The following is a 12,959-nucleotide window of genomic DNA, read 5'->3' on the forward strand; positions in this document are numbered from 1 at the left end:
TTCCATCCCGAATCGAGAATGCCGTGCGCTGGAAGGAGTCTTTCCGCGCGGCGCGCCTTGGTCGTCCAACCACTAAGAAGAAGGAGGAGTAAACATGAAAATCGATTCAACCGTCATGTTGCGCCCGGAATCGGGAACCGTCCACACTCGGGGGCCGACGTCTCGCCGGAATTTCCTCTCCTCGGCGGCAGCGGTCGCCACGGCGTACTCGGCGCAAGCGTTCGGGGCCGTGGATAAGTTCGGTCGCGATCGCGACTGGTCGGGCGAAACGCCGGTAAGCTACCCGGAGCCGGCGTTCGAAGTTCTCGACAAGCGCTTCACCGGCCGACAGGGAAATGCCGCATTGCAGCGTATCTGGCGCGGCGCCGGACATGATGCCGCTTTGTGGCTCGAAGGCCCGGTGTGGATGGGCGACTGGGGCTGCCTGCTGTGGAGCGACATCCCGAATCACCGGGTATTGCGCTGGAGCGAAGACGACGGCCACGTGAGTGTGTTCCAGGCCGAATCGGGCTACTCGAACGGCCACACGCGCGACAACCAGGGGCGGCTGATCGCCATGGAACACGACACGCGACGCGTGCGGCGGCGCGAGTACGACGGCTCCTGGACCATTCTTTGCGATCGCTTCGAGGGCAAGCCGCTCAACGCACCGAACGACGCCGCGGTGCATCACGACGGGTCGATCTTTTTCACCGACCCGGGGTACGGCATTCTCGGACCCTATGAGGGTCACAAGGCCGAGCTCGAGTTGCCGGCCTCACGCATCTACCGCATCGACCTCGCCGGCAAGGTGAGTGTGGCCGCCGACGGCCCGATGCGCCGGCCGAACGGGCTCTGCTTCTCGCCTGATTTCAAACGCCTGTATGTGGCCGACACTGGTGCCTCGGACGGACCCCAATACCCGGCAAACATCGTCGTCTTCGACGTCAATGGCGCTCGCCTCGCCAATCCGCGCATCTTCGCCGATGCCGCGCCCGGCCAGGCGGACGGCCTGCGCTGCGATACCGACGGCAACCTGTGGAGCAGTTGGGGCTGGGGCGGCCCGGATACCAACGGCGTACGCGTACATCATCCGGACGGCACGCTCCTCGCCGTGCTGCACACCCCCGAAATCGTTGCCAACCTGTGCTTTGGCGGCGTCAAGCGCAACCGGCTGTTCATGTGCGGCAGCACGTCGATCTACTCCGTATATGTCAATGCGGTGGGCCATGCCCTGAGTTGACGAGGCGGTCGAAACATCGGTCGCCTCAGCGGGCCACATCATCGCGAACAGGGGATCACCGGTTGAAACGTTCGCCAGCCGCTTAGCTCAAAAGAAAAAGCCGGCGTCGCTCGACGCCGGCCCTTTCCTTAAGCGTCGATCAACGCGCGAGGCGAAGGATCGCCGCCACCGCCTTACGGTCGAGCTTGACGAAATTGCCGACGGTGCGCGTATCGCCGTCGGTGCACTTCTCTGCCATCTCGTCAATGCGGTCGTCCTTGATGCCCAGACTGTCGAGCGTGGTGCCGATGCCTAGCGACGTGAAAAAGCGCTCCATGCGCGCGATGCCTTTAAGAACCACCGCCTGCGGGTTAAAGACATCGAGTTCCACGTTCCACACGCGCACCGCCCACTGCACGAAACGCTCGACATCCTGCTTGTAGACGTGCTTCATCCATGCCGGGAACACGACGGCGAGGCCGGCTCCGTGCGCCACGTCGTAGATGCCGCTGATCTCGTGCTCAATGTCGTGCGAGGCCCAATCGCCGATGCGGCCTGTGTTGAGCAGGTTGTTGTGCGCGATCGTTCCTGCCCACATGAACTCGGCCCACGCGTCGTAATCCTTCGGGTTGCGGATCAGCTTGGGCGCCTGCGCGATGATCGTCTTCATCGTCGCCTCGAGCAGCCGGTCGGTGAAGGCCACGTTCTTCACATTGGTGAAATAGCGCTCCATGAGGTGCGCCGTGATGTCCATGGCGCCGCAGGCGATCTGGAAGGGCGGGAGCGTGAAGGCGAGTTCGGGATTGAGGACCGAGAAGCGCGGATAGATCAGGTCGGAATTGACCGCCCGCTTGAGCCAGCCCTCTTCCTTCGTGATCACGGTGCCCGTGCTCGCCTCGCTGCCGGCCGCCGGAATCGTCAGCACCGTGCCCACCGGTAGCGCCGCCGTCGGTTGCCCTTTCCCGAGATAGAAGTCCCACACATCGCCGTCGATGACCGCGCCCATGGCGATAGCCTTCGCCGAATCGATAACGCTGCCGCCGCCGACCGCCAGGATGAGACCCAAGCCCTTTTCCTTGCACAGCCTGACCCCTTCGTGGACCAAGCTGAGCCGGGGGTTCGGCTTGACTCCACCGAGTTCGATCCACTCGACGTTGGCCGCGCGCAGCGAGGCGGTGACCCGGTCGTACAAGCCCGATTGCTTGATGCTGCCGCCGCCGAAATGAAGCAGGATCTTGCGGCTATACGCCGCCGTCTCCGCACCGACCTTGTCTTCGCCGTCGCGTCCGAAAATGATCTTGGTGGGATTGCGAAATTCAAAGTTCTCCATCTGTCTTCTCCTGTTGTGCTGACGCTGTTATCTGATTGTTCCCACGGCCGACTGCCGCTGCGTTACGGGTTCCGCTACTTGCCCTGCCGATCGCTTTGATCCCAAATCGCCCGCGCCACCCACGGCCACCGACCGCGTCGTCCCGCGCAATACGAGTTGCGGAACCATGATCACCGCCTTGCGCCGTGGTTTCTCGCCGCCGATCAGCCGCAGCAGGAGATCGGCGCTGGCCGTCCCCATCTCCAGCGTTGGTTGCGAGACCGTACTTAAGGGCGGGTCGACCATGCCCGCGAGTTCGATGTCGTCGAAGCCCATCACCTCGACCTCCTGCGGCACCGGAATGCCGCATTGCTTCAGCGCCCGCAAGGCACCGATGGCCATGACATCGTTTGCCGCAAAGACGGCGTTGAACGCCGCCGGCGTACTCTTGGCCGCTGTCTGCGTTTCGGCGAGCGCTCCCGCCACCAGCCGAAAACCGCTGTCGACCGAGAAATCGCCCTCCAACACCCGCAAGCGATCCGTGGCTCCTGCAAGGCGTGCCGCTTCTTCAACGCCGGCACGCCGTTCGATCGACTGAGAAAGCCCGGCCGGTCCATTCAGAAACAGCAGTCGGCAGTCATCTCGCCGCAACAGATGCGCCGCCGCTTCGAAAGCGCCGCGCTGATTGTCGACGAACACCCCGTAGCGCGATGTGCGGTGGCCGATGGCCCGGTCGAGCAAAACGATGGGGATGCCGTTGTCTTCGAGCAATCGCACATGCGCGTCATGCATGGACCCGGCCGAATCGAGAATAACGCCGTCGACGCGCTTTTCGATCAGCACTCGGACATACGCCTCCTCGGTTTCCAGCGAGCGGTCGGTATTGCAGAGGAACAGGCTGTATCCGCATTCGTTGAGCCTCCGCTCGGCACCTCTGACAAGCAGCGGGTAAAACGGATTGGTGATATCCGGAATGACCAAACCGATCGAGCGCGACTCCCCGGTGGCCAGACAACGCGCCGTCGAGCACGGCTGGAACCCGGTCTCCTCGACGAGTTTGAGGATCTGCGCCCGCTTCTGCGCGCCAACGCCCTCAGCGCGGTTGTTGAGGACACGGGACACCGTGGCCTTGGAAACCCCCGCCAGCCTCGCGATATCGGTGATCGTCAGTTTGCCCATGAAGATTGCTTATTGTGCTGCGGTGGCGATTGCGGCGACCGCGGCGGACATCGTTCTCAGTAGAAAGAAACCGGTTTACTAAACCGGTTTCGCAATGATAGGGTACGGTCGATCCAAACGCAACCGACGGTTAATCACGAACAAGGAGAAAACGATGTCCGAAATCCCTGGTATCTATCGCCATGTCGTTCTGTTCAAGTTCAAGGCCTCGATACCTGAGGGCCGGGTGGTCGCGATCGAATCGGCGTTCCGCGACTTCTGCGCCCAGCTTCCCTTTGTCAAAGGGTTCGAATGGGGCCGGAACTCCAGTCCCGAAGGTCTCGACCAAGGCTTCACGCACTGCTTTATCGTCACCTTCGGCAGCCCGGCCGATCGCGATCGCTACCTGCCCCACCCTTTGCACCAGGCTTTCTGCCGCGATTACCTCGACCCGGCGCTCGATAAAGTGTGCGTCGTCGACTTCCAGGCAAACGACTGAAGGCAGAAGGCGCTCTTCGGCGCGAACGTTTACGAGCCGGAGAGCCCAGTCACCTGGCCGACCCGGTCAGCCGTATTCGAGGTCGCGCGACTTGCCGCGGAAGACCCAATAGGCGAAAGCGGTATACCCCAGGATCGCCGGCAGTACGATGATCACGCCGATCAGGATGAACATCAGCGATTCCGGCGCCGCGGCCGCCTGCCAGATATCCATGCGCTGCGGCACGATCCACGGGAACAGGCTGTACGCAAGACCGTGGAAGGCAAGAACGAAGATAACCACGGTCGAGCCAAAGGGCACCCACGCCCATGATTCGTTGCGCTGTTCCAGCCGTACCGGCAGCCGCTTGAAGGCAAACGCCGCGAGCAGGAACAGAATCGCCGTAAACGCCGGGATCGGCGCCAACAGGAAAATATTCGGCACCGAGAACCACTTATCGAAGATGGCCCGGCTCATCAGCGGCGTCGCTACCGAAACGCCGACGATCCCGAGCGCAGTCAGCCAGAGTGCCCGTCGGCCCCAAACGATTGCCCGGCGCTGCAGGTCGCCCTCCGCTTTCATCAGTAACCAGCCGGCCCCCAGCAGGCAGTAGCCCGCCGCGAGGCAGAGCGCAATGAAAGCGGCAAAGAGCATGTTGATCGGCGTGCGGTCGAAGCCGACCACCAGCAGGCCCAGCATGTAACCTTGCGCGAGCGCCGCGAGCAACGAACCTCCGACGAAGGCCCGGTTCCACCAGGGCTTGTGGTGCGCCTGTCCCTTGAAGCGGAAGTCGAAGGCGACGCCGCGCAGGATGAGGCCAAGCAGCATGGCGGCGACGGGTAGATAAAGCGCTCCCATCACGATCCCATGTGCGAGCGGAAACGCGGTGAGGAGCACGCCGATGCCAAGTACCAGCCAGGTCTCGTTGGCGTCCCAGAACGGCCCGATCGACGCCACCATCGTGTCCTTCTCTGTGTCGCTGGCGAGGCCCATCAGGATGCCGACACCCAGGTCGTAGCCGTCGAGAACGACGTAGATCAGCACGGCAAGGCCCATCACCGCCATGAACACAAGCGGCAGCCAACCATTGGATTGTGCGAGTTCAGACATGCTTATGCTCCCTGGCGTGGATTTCATTCGCTCGGTAGGGATCGGCGACCGGATTCATGCGTTTGCCGTTGACGTCCGCTCCCGCCTTGTGCGCCAGGTAGAACAGCGTCGACACGAAAGCGACGAGCAACACGGCATACAGAATGAGATACATCGCCAACGTCAGACCGATGCGCTCCGGGGGAACCTTCGTGACGGCATCCGCCGTACGCAGCACGCCCTGCACCAGCCACGGTTGCCGCCCGATCTCGGTGACATACCAGCCGGAGACCAGCGCCACCCAACCTGAAAACGTCATCAGCACGAGTGCCCGGCTCGTTTTCGGCCCGAGTTCGCCGTAACGCCGCAAACGCAATAGGCTCGCCCACGACACAACGAGCATCAGCAGGCCAACGCCCACCATGATCCGGAAAGCCCAGAAGACTTGCATTACCGGCGGATGACTATTCGGGAAGTCGTTCAGCCCCTGAACCTCGGCATCGAACGAATGCTTCAGGTAGAACGACGCAAGTTTGGGAATGGAGATTTCCATGCGATTGCTGCGAGTCGCTTCATCGGGCAGGGCGAACAGCACTGCCGGAACACCGCGCTGCGTCTCCCATAGTCCTTCCATTGCCGCCACCTTTGCCGGCTGGTGTTCGAGCGTGTTGAGGCCATGGAGATCGCCGACGACGATCTGTAGCGGAATCAGCAACGCCGCCACCCACACGGCGCTGCCGAGCGCCACCCGCACGTCGCCGCCGCGATCGCCGCGTCGCCAGCGCCAGGCAGAAATTCCGGCGATCAAAAACGCGGTCGTCAGGCCGCAGGCCATCAGCATGTGCGTGAAGCGGTACGGGAAGGACGGCGTAAAGAGCACGGCAAGCCAACTGGTCACGTGCGCACGGCCATCGATCATCTCGAATCCCGCGGGAGTCTGCATCCACGAACTCAACGCCAGAATCCAGAACGCCGAGAGGGTCGTGCCGAGCGCAACGAGAAAGGTGGCCATGGTCTGCACGCCCTTGCTCACGCGTCCGGTACCAAAGAGCATGACACCAAGAAACGTCGCTTCGAGAAAAAACGCGGTCAGCACCTCGTAGGCGAGCAGCGGTCCGGCGATGTTGCCCACGGTTTCCATATAGCCCGGCCAGTTGGTGCCGAACTGGAAGCTCATCGTCACGCCAGTGACGACACCGATGGCGAAGGTCAGCGCGAAAACCTTGACCCAGAAACGGTAGGCGTCCATCCACGCCGCGCCGCCGTCGCGATCGGAGCGGATCTTGAAGTACAGCAGCATCCACGCCAGCCCGATGCTAAGGGCTGGGAAAAGGATGTGGAAGGTGATGTTGGCGGCAAACTGGATACGTGAAAGGAGCAGTGCGTCATTGAGCAACGAACTCATCGCCTGGCCCCTGCGACCTGGCTTTCCGGCACCGCGCGCAGCGCCTCCTCACGCTCGTTCGATTCCTGGCATGCAACGCAGCGCAGCGCGCTCGGCTGCACCATCAAGCGTTCAAACGGAATCTGTTCACCACAGTCGATACACACGCCGGCGTCGCCCGCCTCAATCCGTTGGCGAGCGGTCTCGATGTCGCGCAGTTCGCGCATCTCGCGCACCACAGCGCCGTTCTCGTTGCCCCGTTCCTGGTCGATGTCGGCCTGATCGGCCACGTCCCCGAGCGGCGCCGCCTGGCCCGGTGCGTCGATGTCCCGCAAGCGGCCGACGCGCTCCTGGACCATGTCCTTCAATTCCTGCTCGCGCTCGTCAAGACGTTGCCGGAGTTTGGTGATTTGCTCCTCACTCAGTTCCGTATTCACTGTTTTGCCGTTCATTTGGTTCATCCTTATTAAGAAAGCTTAAAACCATGGGCGAGGCAAGGTTTTCACGCCTGCCTCGCGAGACGGCCGTTCGAACGCCCGCAAGCCGAATTGTTCAGATTGCCTGGAAACCTCCGTCGATCAGAACACCTGGGGCCGTCATGGTTTTTCGACGGCAAACCCGGTGCCGGTTCACGAAGGCCAACGCGGGAACGCAGCCGGTAGCCACGAACCCACAAGCGTTTGGCGAGCGGGAACGGGGTTTGCAATAACTGGCAGGACGGAGTTGCCCTCCCCATGTTTTCACTCTTGTTTTCCGCGTTTCCGCGGATCACATGCGGCCGATTGCCCGTTCCCATTCATGACTTCAGGTGCCTCATGCCAACCCCCACGCCGTTCCGCTCTATCGCCCACCCGCTCACGTTGCCTCTGCCGATTTACGTGCCGCAACAGGGACATGTGGCGGACTCCGGGTCGCCCGGAGCAATGCGCAATCGCGCCACGGCGGGCGATGACAGGAAAGACAACCGACGGGACGAGGATATCGATCCGTCCATCGTGCCGGCGGACGCGCTCAAGCATCCCGGCCCGCGCCACCGCATCGTGATCGTCGGCGGTGGCGCCGGCGGTCTTGAACTTGCCGCGCGGCTCGGAGACGACCTCGGGCGGCATGAGGAGGCAGAGATCGTCCTCGTCGACCTTGCGTTAACTCACCTCTGGAAACCGCTGTTGCATGAAGTCGCCGCCGGTACATTGGGGCCGCACGAGAACGAATTCGACTACTTGCAGCAGGCCCGAGATCATCGCTTCCGTTTCCAGTTGGGCCGCCTGGAAGCAATCGACCGCAAACGCAAGGAAATCTGGCTGGCACCGTTGGTTGGCGACGACGGTATGGAAGTCGCCCCGCACCGATCACTCACTTACGACACGCTGGTGATCGCAATCGGTGCCATCGACAATGATTTCAATACGCCGGGCGTGCGTGAATATGCGCATTCGCTCAACGACAAGGACGACGCGCAACGCTTCCACCGCCGCCTGCTGGCGCTCTGCGCCCGTTCCGAAATGGTCTCCGCAGCCCCCGTACGCGTGGTGATCGTCGGCGGCGGCGCGACGGGTGTCGAATTGGCCGCTGAACTCTCCAGCGCGGTCGATGTGATCGCCTCGTACGGCGTCGAGCTCAAGGAACTCCGTCGCCCGGTTCACATTACTCTCACCGAACTCGCCCCTCGCCTGCTCGGCGCCTTGCCGGAAGAAGTGGCACGTCGAGTACATGAGGATCTGGAGCAGCGGGGAATCGCCGTCCGCGTCGGGCAGAAGGTCGAATCGGTGGATGCCGGGGGGGTCGTACTCGCCGGAGGTGAGCGCATCGACGCCGATTTGACGGTATGGGCGGCCGGGATTCAGGGACAGAGCATTCTCAAAACGCTCGGCGATCTGGAGACTAATCGGCTCGGTCAGCTCATCGTCCGCCGCACGTTACAGACCACGAGGGACGAGGACATTTTCGCCATGGGCGACTGCTCCAATTGCATTGCTCCAGAGGGCACTCGTCCTCCACCCCCGACCGCACAAGCCGCCAGCCAGCAGGCGCAGTTGCTCGCTCAATCGCTACCGCGCCGTCTGGCAGGGAAACCGTTGCTCGAATTCACATACCATGAGCGGGGCAGCATCGTTTCGCTCGGAGGCGACGAGGCGATCGGCAAGGTGTCGACGCGCGGCCGCGACGTCACGATCCAAGGACGCCTTGCCCGCCTCACCTATTGGGCGCTCTACCGACGTCACCTGAACCTCCTGCTCGGCACCGTACGTACAGCCTTGATGACGGTCGGCCAGTGGCTTTCGCGCCGCTCTCAACCGCGGGTGAAACTGCACTGACGGTCCCACGGCTCCTGGCGCCCAGATTCCCGAGGCTTGCTGGCCAATCGCTGGTTAGTAGGTTAGCTACGTCCAGCCCCAAACCTGCGGGTTTCGGCGAGGAAACCGCTTGTTTGCCTAACTCTCTGATTCCCTCTCTCAAGCGCTTCCGTCGCGCCATCTACCGATCTGGCTCAGGACAGAATTTCTGCTGACAGTTAAAGCACCACACAACAACACACTCCTCATAACAAAAACAATATTTATTGTTCAATACGTCTGTATATTTCCAAAATGAGGTGGCATACTCAGCCGTCTTGCTCGAACACGTCTGTCTTATAGATTGGTATAACAAGAAATTGGCGTTATTAGGAAAACCAGACTTCTTTTCTCTCAAACCTGAAAGGCCGCTATCCATCTCTTAAGCGATCGGACCCACCATGTCTGCCTGGATCATTGCCCTTCCCTTCATGTGCCTCGGCGCCGTCATGACGCATCTGTACATCCTTCGCAAGAAGCGAATGGAACAGAAGGCGCGCCGCGAGGCGCGGATCAAATATGTGAAGCGGCGCCGCAAGCTTGCGGCACGCCTGCAACGGATCGTCGGCGACGAACTGCTCGCGGCTCGTCTTGCGCGGGCCGAGGGTATGCGGCTGAAGGTCCCTTCCTCCAGCATCGAGGCGCTATCTGCCGCCATCGAACTCGCGCGTCAGGAACGTGAAGCAAACCGGCTGCTGATGGGCAGAGCCCATGCGGAGGAACCAGCAAAGCCGAAGAGTTCGCCAAGTCAGCCGCGCCCGGGCGAAGCCATCGCCGGCCCCGACCGATCGCCTCCTCGTACCCCGTCGCGCACGGTGACCGGACGGCGCAGGACGTGGCACCGGTCATCACCGCACGGCCAACACTAATCTGACCTTCTATCTGGCCCCGACCGCTCCGTCCTCAAATCGACGGAGCCCTGCGCCACGGCGTCCGGGCATCCCTTCGCAAGCCGTCAAAAGACGAGTTTGCCGAGGAAAACACCGAAAACGAGTACGATCAGGAAAATGATCAGCGCGGTGAAGAAAACGAACTTGGCCAAGCCGGCAGCACCGGCGGCCAGCTTGGTGAAGCCCAGCATCCCGGCGATCACCGAGATGACGAACAGGACAATAGCCAGCTTGATCATGAAACGCACTCCTCTCTTTGTTGTTCGCGACCTCGGTGCAGCTCCGTTCTGAGTGCCATCGTCGTCGGTCTGCGGTTGCCGTAACCGGCACTTGGGCTGGCTTCCCGTACTGCACCGGGGCCGGGATTTCGCCACGTCGTCCGCACAACGCACGAAAGCTCGGAACCCGGCGCAGCCGCGAAGCACACCTACTCCGAACGACGAGACATCCGCGTTCGACCAGCGCGCTACTTTGGCAAAGCGTATGCCCGGGTCCTAACACTCCGGGCTGCATTCCTTTGGCACAAAAAACGACTAGAGGTAGTAAGCCCAGCGACGCGCGAACCATTCCATCAGCCGCGTTCCGACTGGCCTTTCGTGCCACTCGCGCGCATCCACTTCATGCGCGGCGCCCTCGTCCATCATGAAGAGTTTCTCCAGCTCACCCGCAAAACGGCGATCAAGTATGAGAACGTCAGCCTCGTAGTTATGCACGAAGCTGCGCCAATCGAGATTGGTCGAGCCGACGCTCGACCAAACGCCGTCGATGACGGCGGTTTTCGCGTGCAGCAAAGCGTCGCGGCGCTCGAACAGGCGAACGCCGGCGGCCAGCAGATCGTCGTAATTCGAGCGGCCGGCATGGAACGGTGCCCAGAAGTCACTGAAGCCGGGCAGCATCAGCCGTACGTCCACGCCACGTCGGGCGGCATCCATCAAGGTCTGCAGTACGCGCTTGTCCGGGACGAAATAACCGTAGGTGAGCCAGATTCGCTGCCGCGCGTGCTCCATGGCCGAGAGAAGCGCAATGTACTGCTCGCTACGCTGGCTCGCCGGATCGGCGGCGACAAGGCGGATCGCCATGGTTCCGGCCCGCTCGGGCTTTTCGGCTAACCGAGCCCGGCGCTCGCCAACCTTGCGTGCCGAGGGCGGCCATGCGCCGTTCTTTCGGCCTCCGGGCGCAGTGCGTTCAGAGGCTGCGGCGACGGGAAGAGGTCCCGTGCGATCAACGCCGGACCCGCTCTCGGCGTTGTTCTGGACGCCGGCCTGAGCTTCGTCGCACCCCTGCTGCTGCCACATCGCGTCGAACAACCCGTTGAATTGACCGACGACGGGCCCACGTACCAGGACATGTGTGTCGCGCCAACCCGATTCGCGCGTTGGCGCCTTCTTTTGACGGGAAAAGGATGAGCTGCTATAGACCGCACTGATGTTGATTCCACCCGTGAACGCCACCTTGTTGTCCACGATCAGCAGCTTGCGGTGGTCCCGGTTGTTGATGCTCAGACGTTCGTCCTGCTTGAGGCGCGTTGCGGTGACCGGATTGAATTCGCAAACCTCGACACCCGCTGAACGCAGGCGATCGAAAAACTCGTCCGGAGTCGAGAGCGAACCGACGCCGTCGTAGAGGATGCGGGCCCGTACGCCTTTGGAACGCTTGGCCTCGAGAATGGCAGCAAGGCGTTCGCCCATTCCCTCCGCTTCGAGAATATAGGTCTCGAGATCGATGTTCGACCGGGCTTGCGAAATCGCGCGCAGCATCTCGCGCTGCGTTTGTGGACCATCGATCAAGAGTCGGGCGTCATTGCCAAGTGAAACAGGCTCGGTGATCGACTCCTGTACATGCCGCAGATGCTGCGCAAGAAGCCCGTTCTCTCCTTCCGGATCCAGTTGACGCAAGGCCGCCGCCGTACGCTCCGGCGTCAAGGGTCCCTGTTCATCTTCGAGGAGAACATTGGCCGTCCGGCTGCTCGGCGCCGGCGCTCTCGTGAGATCAACCGACTCGGCGGGCGGCAAAGCGCAGGCCGTAAGTGCCAGTCCGGCGAGCACCGCCACGCAATTACGGCGCAGGCGGAATCTCAGAAAAAAGCCGCCTGCCCAACGGCCGAAGTAGACCGAATTGCATGCGGCTGGCGACATGGCAGAGTGGATATCAGGTCGAGGCGGCGGGCATCGTCGGGCGCAGCGCGTTGATCACTTCCTTTACCCCTGTCACACCGCGCACGATGGTGTCGATGCGCGTGATTTGATCGGCCGCGACTGTGCCGTTCAACGTGACATGCCCGTTATCCACCGAGACGGAAACAGCCGTTGCATCAACAGATTTGTCCGCGGACAAAGCCTGTTTGATGCGCGAAGGAAGGATGTCGTCTCCCACTTCTTTGCCACCCGCCGGCGGCGGATCTTTGAGGACGGCGACATCGGTTGGAGGCGCTTCCGGCGCCTTGTTGCATGCCGCGAGTCCCCAGGCGGCAAAGACGAGCCACAAGGCAACGACGATCCCGAGTCCGCGATGAACGCCCGGCGAAGCTTCCGCCGGGCAAGAGAATGCGGCCGGGCCGTCGGCCAAACACAATGAAGTCGCTCCGCTCATCGTCTCATCAGGCTAAGAATGAAGGAAACGAGCGCGAAAATGAGGAACACGTAGAACAGAATCTTCGCGATCCCAGCCGCGCTTGCCGCGATACCGCCAAAGCCGAACAGTGCGGCGACGATGGCGATGACAAGAAATACTCCAGCGTAGTAAAGCATGGCATCTCCTTTTTCACGTGGTTGCTCCACCCCGACGCCCACGCCTGGCAAGCCGCGTGCCGTCGCCCCCAATCCCGCTCCCCGAGAGCTTCGCGCCGTTTTCTCACGTTCCGCGACGGCGGCCAAAGGGTACAAGTGCAACAAAAGGAATAACTTCCGAGTTACCGCGAGCGACCAGACGCTACGAGCCTGAATCGGCCCTCTCGCGGGCACGAAAGCTGCCCGGCGAGTTCCAAAGCCGACTGGCTGAGAAATCCTCACCATCAGGTCTCGGCTTCCGTTTTTTGGAAGACATTTGCCACGGACGCGGTGTTTCTTATTGATCTTGCGACTTCGCACTGAGAAGAGGGGCGCCCCGAGAGACAGGACG

The 12,959-nt window shown here is 61.9% G+C and carries 13 protein-coding genes; 4 read left to right on the plus strand and 9 right to left on the minus strand.

Features of this window, described 5'->3' with window-relative positions:
• The first annotated feature begins 94 nt into the window (after positions 1–94).
• Entirely contained in the window at positions 95–1,222 is a 1,128-nt protein-coding gene (locus NZ453_RS06155; RefSeq protein ID WP_263769574.1) for an SMP-30/gluconolactonase/LRE family protein, read from the plus strand.
• 139 nt (positions 1,223–1,361) lie between these two features.
• On the opposite strand, the gene NZ453_RS06160 is transcribed toward NZ453_RS06155, so the two are convergent.
• A complete protein-coding gene (locus tag NZ453_RS06160) occupies positions 1,362–2,531 on the minus strand; it encodes an iron-containing alcohol dehydrogenase (protein ID WP_263769575.1) in 1,170 nt (389 codons plus the stop codon).
• A 27-nt stretch (positions 2,532–2,558) separates the two neighbouring features.
• The gene (locus NZ453_RS06165; RefSeq protein WP_263769576.1) at positions 2,559–3,689 is read right to left on the minus strand and encodes a LacI family DNA-binding transcriptional regulator; all 1,131 of its coding nucleotides are present in this window, start codon (positions 3,687–3,689) and stop codon (positions 2,559–2,561) included.
• Between the two features lie 154 nt (positions 3,690–3,843).
• Here NZ453_RS06165 and NZ453_RS06170 point away from each other — a divergent pair, with 154 nt between their 5' ends.
• Positions 3,844–4,167 (plus strand): Dabb family protein, encoded by a 324-nt coding sequence (locus NZ453_RS06170; protein WP_263769577.1) that lies wholly within the window; start codon positions 3,844–3,846, stop codon positions 4,165–4,167.
• Positions 4,168–4,233: 66 nt separating this feature from the next.
• On the opposite strand, the gene NZ453_RS06175 is transcribed toward NZ453_RS06170, so the two are convergent.
• From NZ453_RS06175 to NZ453_RS06185, 3 genes are read right to left on the minus strand one after another with little or no spacing between them, the layout of a single operon-like run.
• Entirely contained in the window at positions 4,234–5,256 is a 1,023-nt protein-coding gene (locus NZ453_RS06175) for a cytochrome d ubiquinol oxidase subunit II (protein WP_263769579.1), read from the minus strand.
• Entirely contained in the window at positions 5,249–6,640 is a 1,392-nt protein-coding gene (locus tag NZ453_RS06180) for a cytochrome ubiquinol oxidase subunit I (protein WP_263769580.1), read from the minus strand. Before NZ453_RS06180 ends, NZ453_RS06175 begins: the two co-directional genes overlap by 8 nt.
• On the minus strand, positions 6,637–7,071 hold the full coding sequence (locus tag NZ453_RS06185) for a TraR/DksA family transcriptional regulator (protein ID WP_263769581.1): 435 nt from the start codon (positions 7,069–7,071) through the stop codon (positions 6,637–6,639). The genes NZ453_RS06180 and NZ453_RS06185 overlap by 4 nt, the downstream gene beginning before the upstream one ends.
• A gap of 363 nt (positions 7,072–7,434) precedes the next feature.
• Between NZ453_RS06185 and NZ453_RS06190 the strand changes: the two genes are divergently transcribed.
• Together NZ453_RS06190 and NZ453_RS06195 are read left to right on the plus strand one after the other, a co-directional pair.
• Positions 7,435–8,934, plus strand: a complete 1,500-nt coding sequence (locus NZ453_RS06190) for an NAD(P)/FAD-dependent oxidoreductase (protein WP_263769582.1) — start codon at positions 7,435–7,437, stop codon at positions 8,932–8,934.
• A gap of 419 nt (positions 8,935–9,353) precedes the next feature.
• Positions 9,354–9,821 (plus strand): hypothetical protein, encoded by a 468-nt coding sequence (locus tag NZ453_RS06195; protein WP_263769583.1) that lies wholly within the window; start codon positions 9,354–9,356, stop codon positions 9,819–9,821.
• Positions 9,822–9,907: 86 nt separating this feature from the next.
• On the opposite strand, the gene NZ453_RS06200 is transcribed toward NZ453_RS06195, so the two are convergent.
• From NZ453_RS06200 to NZ453_RS06215, 4 genes are all read right to left on the minus strand, one after another.
• Positions 9,908–10,081 (minus strand): DUF1328 family protein, encoded by a 174-nt coding sequence (locus NZ453_RS06200; protein ID WP_263769584.1) that lies wholly within the window; start codon positions 10,079–10,081, stop codon positions 9,908–9,910.
• 294 nt (positions 10,082–10,375) lie between these two features.
• Positions 10,376–11,977, minus strand: coding sequence for a phospholipase D-like domain-containing protein (locus NZ453_RS06205; protein ID WP_263769585.1), 1,602 nt, complete (start codon positions 11,975–11,977; stop codon positions 10,376–10,378).
• Between the two features lie 13 nt (positions 11,978–11,990).
• Positions 11,991–12,431 (minus strand): BON domain-containing protein, encoded by a 441-nt coding sequence (locus NZ453_RS06210; protein WP_263769586.1) that lies wholly within the window; start codon positions 12,429–12,431, stop codon positions 11,991–11,993.
• Positions 12,428–12,589, minus strand: a complete 162-nt coding sequence (locus NZ453_RS06215; protein WP_263769587.1) for a DUF1328 domain-containing protein — start codon at positions 12,587–12,589, stop codon at positions 12,428–12,430. Before NZ453_RS06215 ends, NZ453_RS06210 begins: the two co-directional genes overlap by 4 nt.
• Positions 12,590–12,959 lie beyond the last annotated feature (370 nt).

It is taken from the genome of Propionivibrio soli (genome assembly GCF_025770765.1).
GTDB classification, from domain to species: Bacteria; Pseudomonadota; Gammaproteobacteria; order Burkholderiales; family Rhodocyclaceae; genus Propionivibrio; species Propionivibrio soli.

Excerpts from the sequence above, each read along its gene's own strand:
- NZ453_RS06155 (WP_263769574.1), top strand. The coding sequence starts at position 95 with ATGAAAATCGATTCAACCGTCATGTTGCGCCCGGAATCGGGAACCGTC.
- NZ453_RS06160 (WP_263769575.1), bottom strand. The coding sequence starts at position 2,531 with ATGGAGAACTTTGAATTTCGCAATCCCACCAAGATCATTTTCGGACGC.
- NZ453_RS06165 (WP_263769576.1), bottom strand. The coding sequence starts at position 3,689 with ATGGGCAAACTGACGATCACCGATATCGCGAGGCTGGCGGGGGTTTCC.
- NZ453_RS06170 (WP_263769577.1), top strand. The coding sequence starts at position 3,844 with ATGTCCGAAATCCCTGGTATCTATCGCCATGTCGTTCTGTTCAAGTTC.
- NZ453_RS06175 (WP_263769579.1), bottom strand. The coding sequence starts at position 5,256 with ATGTCTGAACTCGCACAATCCAATGGTTGGCTGCCGCTTGTGTTCATG.
- NZ453_RS06180 (WP_263769580.1), bottom strand. The coding sequence starts at position 6,640 with ATGAGTTCGTTGCTCAATGACGCACTGCTCCTTTCACGTATCCAGTTT.
- NZ453_RS06185 (WP_263769581.1), bottom strand. The coding sequence starts at position 7,071 with ATGAACGGCAAAACAGTGAATACGGAACTGAGTGAGGAGCAAATCACC.
- NZ453_RS06190 (WP_263769582.1), top strand. The coding sequence starts at position 7,435 with ATGCCAACCCCCACGCCGTTCCGCTCTATCGCCCACCCGCTCACGTTG.
- NZ453_RS06195 (WP_263769583.1), top strand. The coding sequence starts at position 9,354 with ATGTCTGCCTGGATCATTGCCCTTCCCTTCATGTGCCTCGGCGCCGTC.
- NZ453_RS06200 (WP_263769584.1), bottom strand. The coding sequence starts at position 10,081 with ATGATCAAGCTGGCTATTGTCCTGTTCGTCATCTCGGTGATCGCCGGG.
- NZ453_RS06205 (WP_263769585.1), bottom strand. The coding sequence starts at position 11,977 with ATGTCGCCAGCCGCATGCAATTCGGTCTACTTCGGCCGTTGGGCAGGC.
- NZ453_RS06210 (WP_263769586.1), bottom strand. The coding sequence starts at position 12,431 with ATGAGCGGAGCGACTTCATTGTGTTTGGCCGACGGCCCGGCCGCATTC.
- NZ453_RS06215 (WP_263769587.1), bottom strand. The coding sequence starts at position 12,589 with ATGCTTTACTACGCTGGAGTATTTCTTGTCATCGCCATCGTCGCCGCA.